Source organism: Enterobacter sp. SA187, assembly GCF_001888805.2.
Taxonomy (GTDB): domain Bacteria; phylum Pseudomonadota; class Gammaproteobacteria; order Enterobacterales; family Enterobacteriaceae; genus Enterobacter_D.
The window spans coordinates 2339979-2355107 of record NZ_CP019113.1 but is presented as its reverse complement, the minus strand read 5'-3'; the positions used below and the strand labels follow the sequence as shown (position 1 = coordinate 2355107).

General features: G+C 59.0%; 17 protein-coding genes. 5 read left to right on the top strand and 12 right to left on the bottom strand.

Going from position 1 to position 15129, the window contains the following annotated elements; genetic code table 11:
- Positions 1 to 24: 24 nt before the first annotated feature.
- The 4 genes from BMF08_RS11150 to BMF08_RS11135 all read right to left on the bottom strand — a co-directional run bounded on the left by BMF08_RS11150 (position 25) and on the right by BMF08_RS11135 (position 2515).
- Positions 25 to 924 (bottom strand): Dyp-type peroxidase, encoded by a 900-nt coding sequence (locus BMF08_RS11150; protein WP_072567660.1) that lies wholly within the window; start codon positions 922 to 924, stop codon positions 25 to 27.
- 92 nt (positions 925 to 1016) lie between these two features.
- Positions 1017 to 1592 carry an RpoE-regulated lipoprotein gene (locus BMF08_RS11145; protein WP_072567659.1) on the bottom strand — a complete coding sequence of 192 codons (576 nt, stop codon included), beginning with the start codon at positions 1590 to 1592 and terminating at the stop codon, positions 1017 to 1019.
- A gap of 64 nt (positions 1593 to 1656) precedes the next feature.
- A complete protein-coding gene (locus BMF08_RS11140; RefSeq protein WP_072567658.1) occupies positions 1657 to 2103 on the bottom strand; it encodes a DUF2919 domain-containing protein in 447 nt (148 codons plus the stop codon).
- Positions 2090 to 2515: a GNAT family acetyltransferase gene (locus tag BMF08_RS11135; protein WP_072567657.1), complete on the bottom strand. Its 426-nt coding sequence runs from the start codon at positions 2513 to 2515 to the stop codon at positions 2090 to 2092. The genes BMF08_RS11140 and BMF08_RS11135 overlap by 14 nt, the downstream gene beginning before the upstream one ends.
- Positions 2516 to 2726: 211 nt before the next feature.
- Here BMF08_RS11135 and amiA point away from each other — a divergent pair, with 211 nt between their 5' ends.
- Entirely contained in the window at positions 2727 to 3599 is an 873-nt protein-coding gene (amiA, locus tag BMF08_RS11130; RefSeq protein WP_072567656.1) for an N-acetylmuramoyl-L-alanine amidase AmiA, read from the top strand.
- Positions 3599 to 4501 carry an oxygen-dependent coproporphyrinogen oxidase gene (gene hemF, locus BMF08_RS11125; RefSeq protein WP_072567655.1) on the top strand — a complete coding sequence of 301 codons (903 nt, stop codon included), beginning with the start codon at positions 3599 to 3601 and terminating at the stop codon, positions 4499 to 4501. The genes amiA and hemF overlap by 1 nt, the downstream gene beginning before the upstream one ends.
- A 21-nt stretch (positions 4502 to 4522) precedes the next feature.
- Here the strand turns inward: hemF and BMF08_RS11120 are convergent, their stop codons facing one another.
- On the bottom strand, positions 4523 to 4864 hold the full coding sequence (locus BMF08_RS11120; RefSeq protein WP_072567654.1) for a RamA family antibiotic efflux transcriptional regulator: 342 nt from the start codon (positions 4862 to 4864) through the stop codon (positions 4523 to 4525).
- A 41-nt stretch (positions 4865 to 4905) separates the two neighbouring features.
- Positions 4906 to 6006, bottom strand: coding sequence for an MBL fold metallo-hydrolase (locus tag BMF08_RS11115; RefSeq protein WP_072567653.1), 1101 nt, complete (start codon positions 6004 to 6006; stop codon positions 4906 to 4908).
- A gap of 192 nt (positions 6007 to 6198) precedes the next feature.
- Here BMF08_RS11115 and BMF08_RS11110 point away from each other — a divergent pair, with 192 nt between their 5' ends.
- Together BMF08_RS11110 and BMF08_RS11105 are read left to right on the top strand one after the other, a co-directional pair.
- Positions 6199 to 6780 (top strand): TetR/AcrR family transcriptional regulator, encoded by a 582-nt coding sequence (locus BMF08_RS11110; RefSeq protein ID WP_072567652.1) that lies wholly within the window; start codon positions 6199 to 6201, stop codon positions 6778 to 6780.
- Positions 6780 to 7148: an MmcQ/YjbR family DNA-binding protein gene (locus BMF08_RS11105; RefSeq protein WP_072567651.1), complete on the top strand. Its 369-nt coding sequence runs from the start codon at positions 6780 to 6782 to the stop codon at positions 7146 to 7148. The genes BMF08_RS11110 and BMF08_RS11105 overlap by 1 nt, the downstream gene beginning before the upstream one ends.
- 12 nt (positions 7149 to 7160) lie before the next feature.
- Here the strand turns inward: BMF08_RS11105 and BMF08_RS11100 are convergent, their stop codons facing one another.
- Positions 7161 to 8030, bottom strand: coding sequence for a helix-turn-helix transcriptional regulator (locus BMF08_RS11100; RefSeq protein ID WP_072569409.1), 870 nt, complete (start codon positions 8028 to 8030; stop codon positions 7161 to 7163).
- A 108-nt stretch (positions 8031 to 8138) separates the two neighbouring features.
- Here BMF08_RS11100 and BMF08_RS11095 point away from each other — a divergent pair, with 108 nt between their 5' ends.
- Positions 8139 to 9563, top strand: a complete 1425-nt coding sequence (locus tag BMF08_RS11095) for an MFS transporter (RefSeq protein ID WP_072567650.1) — start codon at positions 8139 to 8141, stop codon at positions 9561 to 9563.
- A 2-nt stretch (positions 9564 to 9565) separates the two neighbouring features.
- Here BMF08_RS11095 and BMF08_RS11090 read toward each other — a convergent pair whose 3' ends face one another.
- The 5 genes from BMF08_RS11090 to BMF08_RS11070 form a co-directional block, all read right to left on the bottom strand.
- Positions 9566 to 10384 (bottom strand): DMT family transporter, encoded by an 819-nt coding sequence (locus BMF08_RS11090; RefSeq protein ID WP_442778383.1) that lies wholly within the window; start codon positions 10382 to 10384, stop codon positions 9566 to 9568.
- Positions 10385 to 10450: 66 nt separating this feature from the next.
- Complete coding sequence (locus BMF08_RS11085) at positions 10451 to 11431, bottom strand: LacI family DNA-binding transcriptional regulator (RefSeq protein ID WP_072567648.1); 981 nt, start codon at positions 11429 to 11431, stop codon at positions 10451 to 10453.
- An 82-nt stretch (positions 11432 to 11513) separates the two neighbouring features.
- On the bottom strand, positions 11514 to 12665 hold the full coding sequence (locus BMF08_RS11080; RefSeq protein WP_072567647.1) for a Gfo/Idh/MocA family protein: 1152 nt from the start codon (positions 12663 to 12665) through the stop codon (positions 11514 to 11516).
- Positions 12662 to 13726: a sugar phosphate isomerase/epimerase family protein gene (locus BMF08_RS11075; protein ID WP_072567646.1), complete on the bottom strand. Its 1065-nt coding sequence runs from the start codon at positions 13724 to 13726 to the stop codon at positions 12662 to 12664. The genes BMF08_RS11080 and BMF08_RS11075 overlap by 4 nt, the downstream gene beginning before the upstream one ends.
- 15 nt (positions 13727 to 13741) lie before the next feature.
- Complete coding sequence (locus tag BMF08_RS11070) at positions 13742 to 14983, bottom strand: MFS transporter (RefSeq protein ID WP_072567645.1); 1242 nt, start codon at positions 14981 to 14983, stop codon at positions 13742 to 13744.
- Positions 14984 to 15129 lie beyond the last annotated feature (146 nt).

Below are 15129 nucleotides of genomic sequence, written 5' to 3'. Positions count from 1 at the left end.
CCGGCCTGCGAATCAACAGAGCTTTTACAGCGCTAATAACCGCGACAGCGATGGCGCAAAATAGTAACCACCGGTGACCGGACGGGTGAAGCGCAGCATGGCGTCGCGCTTACCGTCGGTGTCGCCAAACATGCTCAGCAGTTGCTGTTCAATGTTGTACAGGCGGGCGCAGTAGGCGCAGAAGTAAAGGCCGTGCGTGCCGCTGGCCTTACCATAAGGCAGGCTCTGACGGACGATTTTCAGCCCCTTGCCGTTCTCTTTCAGATCGACGCGGGACAGGTGCGAGGTGATCGGGCGCGCATCGCCGTCAATCTCTTCGTTGGCGACTTTGGTGCGGCCAATCATCATCTCCTGATCCGGCACGCTCATGCGGTTCAGCTGTTTCAGGTTATGTTCCCAGCGCTGCACAAATACATAGCTGCCGCCCGCGTCCACGCCGTCTTTGATCACCGCCACCTCGGTACGCGTTTCCACGCCCGCCGGGTTTTCGGTGCCGTCGACAAACCCGCTCAGATCGCGATCTTCCACCCAGCGGAAACCGTGCACTTCTTCTTTCACCTCCAGCGCATCGCCGAAGGCTTCCAGCGCCGCCTGGGCGACGGAGAAGTTAATATCATGACGCAGGGATAAAATGTGGATCAGCACGTCGTACTGGGTCGCGGGGGCCAGCCCTTTACCGTAAGGCACGAAATCTTTCAGTTCGGCTGCGCCCACGCCGCCGCTCAGCTCGCGCCAGACGTTATGCCCGAAGGCCACCACCGCGCCGAGGGCGGCGTCCGGGTATGCCGCCTGAAAGGTGGCCAGTTTATCGGCAAAAATTTTACTGCCTGCGCGCAGGGCGTTGATGTCGCCCCTGACGTTCGCTTCCATCCATATTGCCGCACGGCAATGTTCCGGCAAAATGCCGCTCTGTACCTGAGACATCGATCGCTCCTGAAAAAAAGATGCCACGCGACCGTGGCATTGATGGGCGTATTGTACCCGTTTTTTCTCAGGGACAGATGATCCGCCGCAAATTAGCGACGCCAGATAATTTTCGTCAGCGTCCAGTTTTTCAGGGCGTCATCGGCAGGCATCAGGTTTTCCGGGCCGCTCCAGTTTCCGCTGAACAGATAACTGATGTGCTGGCTCTCTTTCGCCCGGCATTCTACGGCGTTGCTGTCGTCGCCGGTGGCTTTTTCACAGTTGCCGTAGGCTTTGTCATAGAGATCGCCAAAAGGCGTGCCGATGGCGGTACCGCTGGCGGTTTCAATATCTTTGTCCAGCACGTCGATACGGCTGACCGTCCCCTGCTCGCCCTGGATCACCATCGCCAGTTCGTCGCCTTTCAGCGCTTCGAAATAACGCACAATGGCGCCGTTTTCGGTTTTCATGCCGCTGCGCAGGCGATAATCTCCGCCCAGCGCCGCGTTGATGGCGTCTTCGTTGAGCGCCGTGCTGCCCGTCAGATCGCCGACGCCCTCTTTGGTGACTTCCAGTGACGAGCCAAACCAGTTCCACGGATTCGCCGCCGACCAGTTAACGTTGCTGAGCGTGGAGCAGCCGGTAAGCAGCAGTGGCGTAGCGCATAACAGTAAACGCAGCGATTTCATGATGACTTCCTTTTTATTTCAGTTAACGCCAGTTGGAGTACCAGAACGGCAAAAAGTGCCGTGATTACGCCTCCGGCGTGAAGCAGGCGCGCAGGCGGCGGTCGGTGAGCAACCACCAGAGGGCAAAACTGTCGATCGCAAGCAGGGTTAATCCCGTGCCGGTGATGTCCTCGCCCGTCAGCCACAGCAGCGGCTGCCAGACCAGCAGCGCCAGTTGCGCCAGGATCAACAGGCCACGCAACAGCGGCCACAAGCGCGGATAGTGCTGACGACGCCCGCTGAACAAAAACGTCAGCACTGCCGGAAGACCCGGTAACAGCCCCCACCAGAACAGATCGTGGTCCGGATAAAACAGGCTCAGCAGCGCGCTGCCCTGCTCACGGGATGCCCCCGCCATCACAAACAGCACCCAGGTGCGCGCCTGTAATAACAGCACGCACCAGAGCATCAGGGGCAGGCGTAAGCGTCCGTGCTGGTCAAAATCGGCGGGTAAAAACTCAATATTCTTCATCTTCAATCAGGCGCTTGCCCAGATTGAGCACGTCGGCATGCTCGTAGCCCAGACGTTCATACATGCCGAGCACCACGTCGTTATCTTCACGCACCATAATCTGAATTTTCGGGCAGCCGCGGGCAATGAGCTTTTTCTCAAGACGATTGAGCAGGGCATTGGCGATGCCGCGCCCGCGATATTCCGGATGCACGCCAAGATAGTAGGCCGAACCGCGATGCCCGTCGTAGCCACCCATTACGGTACCCACCACTTCCCCGTTCACTTCCGCCACCAGAAACAGGCTGACGTCATGATTTACCTTACGTTCGATATCCATTTCCGGATCGTTCCACGGGCGCAGGAGTTCACAACGCTCCCACAGGGTAATGACTTCTTCGAAATCGGCCTGGCGAAATACGCGTATCTCCATGGTTTGACCTACTCTTTTCAGGCTAAAACGTTGATTATGGCGTGAAGTGCCGGGGAAACCAATATCCGGCGAAGTCAGCGCGAAAAAATGGCATACTAGGACTCTGTCACGTATTGAAATGAAAAGTAAAACAATTCTTAACAACGAGTGTCGTAACGGATAACACGATACGATATAACACCACGGACCCCTTTTTTACAGTTCAGGCCGTATGAACACATTCAAACCCTTAAAAACACTCACCTCGCGTCGCCAGGTGCTCAAAGCCGGTCTGGCCGTTCTTACGCTGTCCGGCATGTCAAAAGCCCTCGCCAAAGAAGAAGCGTCGCTGAAGGTTGCCAACAGTCATAGCCAGCCGAAGGCGAAAAAAAGCGGCGCACGCCGTGTCGTGGTACTGGATCCCGGTCATGGCGGTATTGATACCGGCGCGATTGGCGGTAACGGCTCGAAAGAGAAACATGTGGTGCTGGCGATCGCCAAAAACGTGCGCTCCATTCTGCGCAGCAAAGGCATTGATGCCCGTCTGACGCGCACCGGCGACACCTTTATCCCGCTCTACGATCGCGTGGAGATTGCCCATAAGCACGGCGCGGATCTGTTTATGTCGATCCACGCCGACGGCTTTACTAATCCCAATGCCGCCGGTGCGTCGGTGTTCGCTCTCTCCAATCGCGGCGCGAGTAGCGCGATGGCGAAATACCTGTCAGAGCGCGAGAACGCCGTGGATGAGCTGGCCGGTAAAAAAGCCACCGATAAAGATCACCTTTTGCAGCAGGTGCTGTTCGACCTGGTGCAGACCGACACCATCAAAAACAGCCTGACGCTGGGCTCGCATATTCTGAAGCAGATTAAACCGGTGCACCGTCTGCACAGTAAGCACACGGAACAGGCGGCGTTTGTGGTGCTGAAATCGCCATCCGTGCCCTCGGTGCTGGTGGAGACGTCATTCATCACCAATCCGGCGGAAGAAAAATTGCTCGGCACCGCCGCCTTCCGTCAGAAGATCGCCAGCGCCATTGCGTCAGGCGTCATCAGTTACTTCAACTGGTTCGATAACCAGAAAGCGCATTCGAGAAAACGTTAATGACCACACCTGACGCTAACCTGGTAAAAGCCTTCCTGCTGCAATTACAGGACGAGATCTGTCAGCAGCTTTTCGCCGTCGACGGCGCAGACTTTCTGGAAGATAACTGGCAGCGCGAAGCCGGTGGCGGCGGGCGTACCCGCGTGTTACGCAACGGCGGCGTGTTTGAGCAGGCGGGCGTGAATTTTTCCCACGTTTATGGCGCGGCCATGCCCGCCTCGGCCACCGCCCACCGCCCGGAGCTGGCCGGCCGCTCTTTTGAGGCGATGGGCGTCTCGCTGGTGGTGCATCCACATAACCCGTATGTGCCCACCAGCCATGCCAACGTGCGCTTTTTCATTGCCGAAAAGCCCGGCGCCGATCCGGTATGGTGGTTTGGCGGCGGTTTTGATCTGACGCCGTTTTACGGTTTTGCAGAAGACGCCGTGCACTGGCACCGTACCGCCCGGGAACTCTGCCTGCCGTTTGGCGAAGACGTCTACCCACGCTACAAAAAATGGTGCGACGACTATTTCTTCTTAAAACACCGCAACGAGCAGCGCGGCATCGGCGGGCTGTTCTTTGACGATCTGAACACCCCGGACTTTGCGCAGTGCTTTGCTTTTATGCAGGCGGTGGGCGAAGGTTATACCCGCGCCTATCTGCCGATTGTCGAAAAACGCAAATCGCTGCCGTTCGGCGAGCGCGAGCGCGCTTTTCAGTTGTACCGTCGCGGGCGTTATGTGGAATTTAATCTGGTGTGGGATCGCGGAACGCTGTTTGGCCTGCAAACCGGCGGCCGCACCGAATCGATCCTGATGTCGCTGCCGCCGCAGGTGGCGTGGGAATATAACTATCAGCCGGAAACCGGCAGCCCGGAAGCGGCACTGAGCGAGTTTATTCAGGTCAGGGACTGGGTCTAAGCCCCGCCCCTGCTCTGGATCTTAATGCGTGACGCCGTGATTCTCGCGGCGATAGGCTCCCGGCGGCTGATGGAAAGTGCGGGTAAAGATGCGCGTAAAGGTCTGCTGTGAATCAAAGCCATATTTCAGGCAAATATCGTAAACCTTCTGATCGGTGTCGCGCAGATCCCGCGCGGCCAGCCGCAGTTTACGCTCCCGAATATAACGCCCCAGACTTTCACCCTTGTAATGCATAAACAGGCGTTGCAGGTGCCACTTTGAGTAGCCTGCGTGGCGGGCGATGTCATCAATCCGCAAAGGCTGATGCAGATTGTCGTCGATCCACTCGACGATAGTGTCGATAACCTGAGCGGAAATAGTCATTTTTCTCCCCCTCTGCTCTTCGAAAGTTATATCAGGATGGATTACCGCCACCAGGCGATGAACTGCTGTAGCGCGTCGGCGGCATGTACAGGTTCGCCCAGGCGCGGCGTAAGCAGCCGGTAATCCCGGTTCTCACTGGCTGTGGCCAGGCGTTTGTACGGGTCGTCCCAGGTGTGTTTTGCCAGCACAAAGCGTCCGGCGTGACCGGGTAAAACGGCGCGGGCATGCAGATCAACGGCAGCCTGCGCGGTTTCTTCCGGCATCATATGAATGTATTTCCAGTCTTCGTCGTACTGACCGTTCTCAAGGATCGCCAGATCGACGCTGCCGAACTGCTCGCCTATCGCCCTGAAATGCGGGCCGTAGCCGGTATCGCCGCTGTAGTAAACCTTGCGCGCCGGGGTTTCCAGCATAAAGCTGGCCCATAGCGTCTGATTACGCTTCAGGCCGCGCCCGGAGAAATGCCGCGCGGGGAGCACGTGCACGCGCAGATCTTCGCTGATTTGCACCGCCTGGTTCCAGTCGGCTTCCGTGATAATCGCCGGATCCATACCCCAGTAGCGCAGATGCGATCCCACACCAAGCGGCGTCACCACCCGCTTCACTTTCGGCAGCAGCGCGGTAATGGTGGCGTGATCGAGATGATCGTAATGGTCATGGGAAATAATCAGCAGATCGATGTCCGGCATCGTCTCTGCCCGCCACGGATACTCTCCGGCAAAGGCCTTATTGATAAAGGAAAACGGCGCGGCGTAATTGCTGAACACCGGGTCGATGAGAATGCGTTTGCCTGCCAGCTGCATGTACCAGGATGAGTGCCCCAGCCAGACGACGGTGTCTTCCTGCAACGGCAGGCCCGCCAGATCGGTGTTCACCATCGGCAGCGGCTGCGCCGGACGGGCGTTCTCGCGTTTGGTAACCAGAAACTCCCACCACGCCGCCAGCATATTTTTCTTACCGGTAAAACCCGGCGTGGGCAGCGCGTTATGAAACTGACCGTCACGATAGTGCGGCGATTTTTCCACTTCAGTAAGCTGTGCGCCCTGCGGCGGCTGGCCGAAGCCCGCATTCAGGACAAAAGGTAAACTGGCCGTTGCTGCGACTAACATGACAATAACCACGCTGAAAAGGAGTCGTTTCATATCCTGGCTCAAAAAAAATCGCTCCTGTCCGCTGGAACGATAAGTGCAAACTTGATTATGAGTGAGTAAGCACTCATTATAGAAAGGCATCGAAAGTCGTCAAGTCGATTTTCGATCTTTGACACAGAGCGTTGCGACATCGCGTCTGGCATGATTCAATCAGCGTTTTTGCCCAATGTGAGGAAATCTGTAGTGGCTCGTCCGAAAAGTGAAGATAAGAAGCAGGCCCTGCTGGATGCGGCGACAGAAGCTATTGCGCAATCCGGCATCACGGCGTCCACCGCGCTCATTGCCCGTAAAGCGGGCGTGGCGGAAGGCACCTTGTTTCGCTACTTCGCCACGAAAGACGACCTCTTAAACGCCCTCTATGTGCATCTGAAAAGCGATCTCTGCCAGGCAATGCTGGCGGATCTCGACCGTTCGGAGAGCGATCCAAAGCGTTTTACCCGCCATATCTGGAATCGCTATATCGACTGGGGCATTTGTAATCTCAACGGCCATGGGGCGATCCGCCAGCTCGCCGTCAGCGAAAAGATCACCCCCGAAACGCTGCAAATCGTGGAAGACATGTTCCCGGAACTGCGTCAGCTGTGTCGCCGTTCATTGTTGCCGGTATTTATGACGGAAGAATTTCGCGCATTCGGCGATGCGTTGTTTTTATCGCTGGCGGAAACCACCATGGAATTCGCCAGCCGCCAGCCTGAGCGGGCGGTTGATATTAAAGCCCACGGCTTTGAAGCGATGTGGCGCGCCCTGTCCATTGAGGAAGAATAATGGACAGCAAAACCCTACAGGCCTGCGCGCATCGCGTGGCGCTGGAACTCCCCTTTACCGAGCACTGCTGGCCCTTTGGTCCTGACATCGACGTCTTTAAGGTCAACGGTAAGATTTTCATGATGACCGCCACCGCCCGCGGGCGTCCGCTGGTCAGCGTGAAAGCCGATCCGCAAAAATCGCTGCTCAACCGGCAGATCTACCCGAGCATCGAGCCCGGCTGGCATCTGAATAAAAAACACTGGATCTCAATCTACGCGGGCGAGGATATCAGCGAAGGCCTGGTGGAGGATCTGATCCTCGACGCCTGGCATCTGGTGGTGGACCGCCTGCCGAAAAAAGCGCGTCAGCGTATTCGCCCGGAATAATACTGCCGCTGCTTAGCCGCGCGCCAGAAATGCCAGCGCCTGCTCTCCCGCCGCATCGACCGGCAGATAAACCAGCAGCCGCGAGCCGTTACGCGGCGCGGAATACCAGTACATCTGCTGCAAGGTGAATTCCCCCAGCTGCGGATGGCTGAAGGTTTTTATTTTATTTTCTACGCCAGACACCTCATAGCGTTTATGCCACAGCGCCTCGAATTCCGGCGAGACGGCAAAAAAGCGCGCCAGTTTATTCTCCCAGAACGGCTCGCCCCGGTGTTCCGCCATCGCCGCGCGGAAATAGGCCACAAAGGTCTGCAACACCGTATCACTTACTCCCAGGCGGCTGCGCCAGACGGGATTGGTAAGATACAGATAGATACAGTTGCGCTCATCGTCGGGGATCAGCGCGAAATCAACGCCCATCAGACGGCTAAAGCTGTCGTTCCACGCCACGATGTCAAAGCTCGGGCGCTGGATGCTGGCGGGCTGCGGATTGAGACTGTCGAGCAGTCGGCGTGTGCCGTCGCTGATCAGTTCGCAGCCGGACAACGGCGGGATTTCACCAGGCGTTAAGCCAGCCAGCACAAACAGATGCCGGGTTTCGGTGGGGGAACATTGCAGCGCAGTGGCAATGGCCTGCATTACCGTTGCCGAGGGATTCACCTCCCGCCCCTGCTCAAGCCAGGTGTACCAGGTGACGCCGACATCGGCGAGCATCGCCACCTCTTCGCGTCGCAGGCCTGGCGTGCGCCGCCGACCGCTGCGCGGCAGCCCCAGACGCTGCGGATCAAGGCTTTCCCGCCGCGCACGTAAGAACGCGCCAAGCTGTTTGCGGTTCTCATCCTGAATGGTCAGCGTCGCCGCCCGGTCAACCAGCATCGTCATAATCATCCCCAGCATGGTAGTGCCAGTACCAGTATAAGCAAGAACTGGTACCCGTTTAATGATTCCGCGATGCTACGTCCATCTGATGAATGACGCAATGGAGTTACCATGCATACCTCTGCTGTTTCGCCGGGTCGGGCGGCGCTGATCGTCCTGCTGACCGGACAAATGTTACCGCTGATCGACACCTCTATTACCAATGTGGCCCTTGATTCCATTACCGGCTCGCTGCATACCAGCGCCACCCAGCTGGAGCTGATCGTCGCGCTGTACGGCGTGGCCTTTGCGGTCTGTCTGGCGATGGGCAGTAAGCTCGGCGACAATCTTGGTCGTCGCCGGGTATTTATGTGGGGCGTGGCGGCTTTTGGCCTCGCCTCGCTGCTGTGCGGCATGGCGAACTCGGTTGGCGCGCTGCTGGCTGCCCGCACGTTGCAGGGCATGGGCGCGGCGCTGATCGTGCCGCAAATTCTCGCTACCCTGCACGTTACGCTGTCGGGCAGCGCGCGGGCGAAAGCCATCAGCCTGTACGGCGGCATTGGCGGCATCGCCTTTATCATCGGGCAGATGGGCGGCGGCTGGCTGGTGTCGGCGGATATCGCCGGGCTGGGCTGGCGTAATGCCTTTTTCATTAACGTGCCGATCTGTCTGCTGGTACTGGCGATGACGCCTCGTTACGTGCCGGAAACCCGCAGCGATGCGCCGTCACGTATCGACTGGCGCGGCACGCTGCTGCTGGCGCTGATCCTCTGTTGTCTGCTGTTCCCGCTGGCCCTCGGCCCGGAACTGCACTGGCCGTGGCCGACAACGGCGGCGCTGCTGGCGGTGATCCCGCTGGCGCTGTGGATGCGCAGCGATGCCGCGCGCCAGCAACAGCGTGGCCTGCAACCGTTGCTGCCGCCACGCCTGCTGAAGCTCGCCAGCATCCGTTTCGGTATTCTTATCGCCCTGCTGTTTTTCAGCGCCTGGTCCGGCTTTATGTTCTGTATGGCGCTGACGATGCAGGCGGGCATGGGCATGGCGCCGTGGCAGTCGGGAAACAGTTTTATCGCGCTCGGCGTCGCCTATTTTGTTTCCGCCTGCTATGCCCCCAGACTGATTGCCCGCCACGCCACCAGCACCATTTTGCTGACCGGCATCGCCATTCAGGTGCTCGGCCTGCTGGCGCTGATCGCCACGCTGACCGCCTCCGGCCGGGTGGTGGGCGCGCTGGCGCTGGCCCCGTCCACGGCGCTGATTGGCTACGGACAGGCGTTAATTGTGAACAGCTTTTATCGTATCGGGATGCGGGATATCGCCGCCCGTGATGCCGGAGCGGGCAGCGCCATTCTCAGCACGCTGCAACAGGCGACGCTCGGCCTTGGCCCGGCGGTGTTAGGGAGTCTGTTCCTGCATCTGCTGGCGCGCAGCCAGGGAAATTATTCGTCGGCGCTGAGCGGCTTTCTCGCCGTGGAAGTGGTGATGATGCTGGCGCTGGCGACGGCAGCGGTCTGCGGTCGTCAGCACCTGATGCCGGTCTGCACCGACAAACAGTAACCCTACGCAGGCAGCCGTTTCACCATCCGCCAGCGGAACCAGATTTGCGCCACGAGGATCAGCACGCCGCCGATGATCTTCTGCAGCGGCAGCCGTTCGCCGTACCACACCGAGGCGGCGATCACCGTCAGCAGCGGCTCCAGCACCATAATGATGGCGGCGCTGGCGACGGCGGCGTGTTTTTGCCCCTGCAATTGCAGGCCAAAGCGCAGCGCAGTGGCGATGAAAATACTGGCGATTAGCCAGCCAAAGGTGCTGAGGCTGATACCCTGCGTCCAGGGCTCAAACAACGCGGAGATCAACAGCGCGCTCAGGCCGGTGATGGCCAGCTGCGCGGTGGTGAGCGGGATCAGCGGCACGTCGCGGGCGACGCGACTGGTGTAGCAAAAGGAGATCGACTGCACAAAGGCGGTGAGTAAAAACCAGCCCTGGCTGGCGTTAAAGGTGATGGGCACGTGCAGGCTTAACAGCGCCAGCCCGATAATCGCCAGCGGCAGGCACTCCCAGTAGGCCCGCGCCGGGCGCACGCCCATCATACCCCAGGCCACCAGCGGCACGAACAGCATGGAGAGGCTCATAATAAACGCCCCCTCCCCCAGCGATGGCGTCACCGACACTGACCAGATCCACAGGCACAGGTTGAGCGCCATCCATAAACCGCTGATGATCACCGGCTTCAGCTGGGTACGGGCAATGCGCTGGCCGCGGCAGAACGGCAGCAGCACCAGCGCACCGCCGCAAAAACGCAGCGCAAGGAAAGCGAATACCGGCATCCCGGCAATGGCTTCACGGGAGAAGATCCAGCCGCAGGCGGCGATCATGGTGGTCAGGACGAGAAAAAGATCAGCTTGTCGTTGCCGGTTCACCGGTAACTCTCCCTTAAAAAACTACGCGCTCAGGCGAGAAATATAGTGCCAGTCCATCATCACCCGCTGGGCGGGCGCGTCCGGGTTATCAATTTTATTCAGCAGTAACCCGACCGCGGTGCGGCCAATGTCCTGAGAAGGCTGCTCAACGGTGCTGAGCGGCGGCGAAACCATCTCCGCCAGGGCTGTGCCGTCAAAGCCGACGACCGCGATATCTTCCGGCGTTTTCAGTCCGGCGTTAGCAATTGCCAGCATCGCCCCTGCCGCCAGAGTATCCGATACCGCAAAGACCGCGTCCGGGCGCACGTCGGCCTGCAACAGTTTTTCCATCGCCGCAACGCCCGCGCGGAAGCTCAGTTCGCTGGCATATTCCACGGCGTTATAGTCCAGCCTGGCCTGATGCAGTCCGGTTTTATAGCCGCGCTCGCGCAGCCGGGCATATTTATAGCTGAGATCGTGGTTGATCAGCGCAATGCGCTGGCGACCACCGGCCACCAGTTTCCCGATCACGTGCTGGGCGGCGTCAACGTCGTTAATGCCGACGCAGGAGACATTCCCGGAATCGGCGTATTCGGCGCACTGCACCCAGGGGGCCTGGCCAATCATGGCGGTCAGTTCCGGCAATTTGCTGAAGGCGTCCATGGTGATTATGCCGTCAACGATTTTGCCGGAGAGCAATTTCAGCGCCGAGGTGGAACGCGCCACGTCAGAGCCGGAATTACACAGCAGAATGCGGTAGCCGTTTTTCTCGGCTTCTTCTTCAATGCCCTTCACCACTTCCGCGCAAAAGGGGTTGGCGATATTGGAAACCAGCACGAGGATCATATAGCTGCGCGCGGTGCGCAGCTGGCGGGCCAGCAGGTTAGGCTGATAATTGCTTTCCTGAATAGCCGCCAGCACCCGTTCGCGGTTTTTCGCTTTCACGGAGTCGCTGTTGTTGAGCACGCGCGACACCGTGGCGACGGAAACGCCCGCCAGCCGGGCGATTTTCTGAATTGACATAACGAGGACACATCCTGCGGTTGACGCAATGCAATGTTTGCAGGCTATCACAAATTTGCTGCCCGGCGAACCGGGCTGTAGTTCAGGATGCCACGCGGATCCAGCGCTGCTGCTGGTGGCTTTTTATAATCGCATCAATGATAAACATCACGTTCGCGCCATCCTCAAAGGTGGCGAAAGCCGCCGTTCCGGCATCGGGCATTTTTCCGGCGCGCACCGCCTCATAAAAGTGCAGCATCATATTTTTAAAGGCGTCCGGCCAGCCTTCGATATGCCCGCCGGGAAAATGGGCGCTGGCGGCGGCGTCCCGCGCCATCAGTCCCGGATCGTCAGTCAGGATCTGATTAGGCTGGTTACGATGGCCGATCCACAGCTGCTGCGGCACTTCCTGATCCCAGGCCAGTGAGCAGGCGCTGCCGTTCAGCTCAAAGCTGAGGCGATTTTTGCGTCCGGCGCTGACCTGCGAGACGCTGAAACAACCTTTGCTGCCGTCGTCAAAACGCAGCAGCACCGCGCCACCGTCCTCGGTGGTGACCGGTTTATCCTCATACTGCGCGGCCTCATCCCCCTGGCTGAAGGTCGCCCCGCCGTCGGTGCGTGCTTTGCGCGTCGGCCAGACGATCGCCAGATCCGCCATCACTTCGGTGATGCGCCGCCCGGTGACAAACTGCACCGTGTCGCACCAGTGGGAACCAATATCCGCCACCGCGCGGGAGAGGCCGCCCTTCGCCGCGTCCACCCGCCAGTTATAGTCGGTTTCCAGCAGCATCCAGTCCTGCAAATAGCTGCCGTACACCGAGAACAGCCGCCCCGTCTGCCCGTGGCGCTGCATACTCGCCGCCTGCTGCACCATCGCAAACTGGCGGTAAACGAAGCTGACGCCATGCACTACGCCCGCCGCCTGTGCCAGCGCCACCAGTTCACGCGCTTCCTCCGGCGTCATGCAGAGCGGTTTTTCGGAAAAGACATGCTTCCCGGCGCGCAGGATCTGCCGGTTAATGTCCGCATGAAGATGATTGGGCGTGCAGTTGTGCACCACGTCCAGCCCCGGATGCGCCAGAAAATCCGCCACCGTGCCGTAGGCATGCGGCACGTTCAGCGCCGCCGCTTTCTCCTGCGCGGCCGCCAGCGAGCTGTCGCACAGCGCCACCACCTCAACGAAGCCCGGACGGCGCAGGGCTTCGATATGCGCCGGGCCGATAAAACCGCTGCCGATGATACCGACCCTGATCATAAGGCGTCTCCCAGTCCCAGCATCCTGCGCACGCTGGCGCGATCCGACGCGCTGGCGGCGAAGTCATCAAAGGCGCGATCCGCCACCGGAATGATATGACGGCGGATAAACTCGCTGCCTTCCCGCGCACCCGCATCGCCTGTTTTCAGGCAGCACTCCCACTCCAGCACCGCCCAGCCGTCGTAGCCGTACTGCGTCAGCTTGCTGAAAATCGCCCCGAAGTCGATCTGCCCGTCGCCCGGCGAGCGAAAGCGTCCGGCGCGGTCGATCCACGGTTGATAGCCGCCGTAGACGCCGCTGCGCCCGTTGCTGCGGAACTCCGCATCCTTAACGTGAAAGGCTTTAATACGCGCATGATAGCGATCGATAAACGCCAGATAATCGATGTGCTGTAGCAGCAGATGGCTCGGATCGTAGAGCATATTGCAGCGCGGGTGATGATCCACTAACTCAAGAAAGCGCTCAAAGGTCGCGCCGTCGTGCAGATCTTCCCCCGGATGGATCTCAAAGCAGACGTTAACCCCGTGGCGATCGAAAACGTCGAAGATCGGACGCCAGCGGGCGGCCAGTTCATGAAAGGCTTCCTCCAGCAGTTGCGCGTTGTGCGGCGGCCAGGGATAGAAATAGGGCCAGGCCAGCGCGCCGGAAAAGGTGGCGTGCGCCGTTAAACCAAGCCGCTGTGACGCCCGTGCCGCCTGCTCAAGCTTCTCCACGGCCCACGCCTGACGCGCCACGGGCTTGCCGCGCACCTCCGGCGGGGCGAAACCGTCAAAGGCCGCATCGTACGCGGGATGCACGGCGATCAGCTGTCCTTCCAGATGGGTGGAAAGTTCGCTGATGACCAGCCCGTGGCCCGCCAGCCTTGCGATAATATCGTCGCAGTAGGCCTGGCTTTCCGCCGCCTGCGCGACGTCAAAAATCGTCGGGTGGTGACAGGGAATTTGCAGCGCTTTATAACCGCGTTCCGCCGCCCAGGCCGCGAGGCCGTCCAGCGTGTTAAATGGCGCGTCGCTGCCAATAAACTGCGACAGGAAAATACCCGGTCCCTTAATGGTTTTCATAACTTCTCCCACAACTTAAGCCTGTTCTTTATCGTCGTATTTAAATGACAACATGAAAATCAGCGCGATCACCGCGGCGGCGACCGCCGGGATCCACCAGAACGTTACCCATGCCTGTGGCACGCTTTGCCCGGCCACCAGACGGTTATAGAGTGCGCCGGAAATCTGCGAGCCGAGCAGCATGCCGATACCATAAGTGAACATCACGATCATGCTTTGCGCCTGGCCTTTCACCTTTTCCCCCGCCACGCGATCGGTATAGATAAAGCCGACCACGAAGAAGAAGTCATAGCAGATGCCGTGCAGCAGGATGCCGAGATAGAGCAGGAAGCGCCCCTCTTCGCTGACGCCCAGCGCAAAAAAGGCGTAGCGCACGAACCAGGCGAACATGCCGATCAGCAGCATGTATTTCACTCCCAGGCGGCGGAACAGCAGCGGGATCACCAGCATGAAGAAAATCTCGGACATCTGCCCGAAGGACATGGCGGTGCTGACGTCCGCGACACCGGCGTCGGCAAGATAAGACGCGGTATAGGCATAATAGGTGCCCAGCGGCACGGAAATGAGCATCGCGCACAGCGAAAAGACAAAGAAGTGGCGGGTTTTGAGCAGCGCAAAGGCATCGGCGCAGAACAGATCGCGCACCTTCACCGGCAGCCCTTTGGCAGGCGCGGGCGTGTGCGGCAGCGTCAGACTGTAAATCGCCAGCGCCACCGAGCAGATGGCCGCCACCATAAAGATGCTGGTGCTGGAGGCGATACCGGTGACGCCGATAAAGATCCCCGCCACAATCCAGCCGATGGTGCCGAACACGCGCACCACCGGGAAGGTTTTATCGATGTTGCGCAGGCTGTGAAAGGCAATGTTGTTGGTTAACGCCAGCGTCGGCATGTAGCACAGGGTATAGCCAAACAGCAGGCCAATCAGCAGCGCGCCGTTTTCCGCCACCAGCGCCTGCGGCACAAACCAGAGAATGACCGCCCCTGCGAGGTGCATCACCGCCATTACTTTTTGCGAAGCGAAAAAGCGATCCACCAGCATGCCGAGCACAAAGGGCGAGAGAATGGAGGCGATGGGACCGGCGGAAAAAGCATCGCCAATCAGCAGCGACATATTGTGCTGCGTCATCACCAGACCGAGGGTCACTGACCAGCTTCCCCAGATAAAAAACTGTAAAAACATCATCAGCGACAGCCGCGGTACGAGTAACCGGTGCTGCGCCAGATTGCTTCCGCTACTTTCGGTTGTTGACACCATTTTATTGCCTCACCTGAAAAAAGTAATCGATTACAAATTGCCGTCAGCTAAAAAGTAATCGATTACAAAATAAGGTGCATGGTGATCGTATGGGATCCGCGAGGCGGATCACGATAAATAATCAGGGACTCCCCTCACCGTGGGAT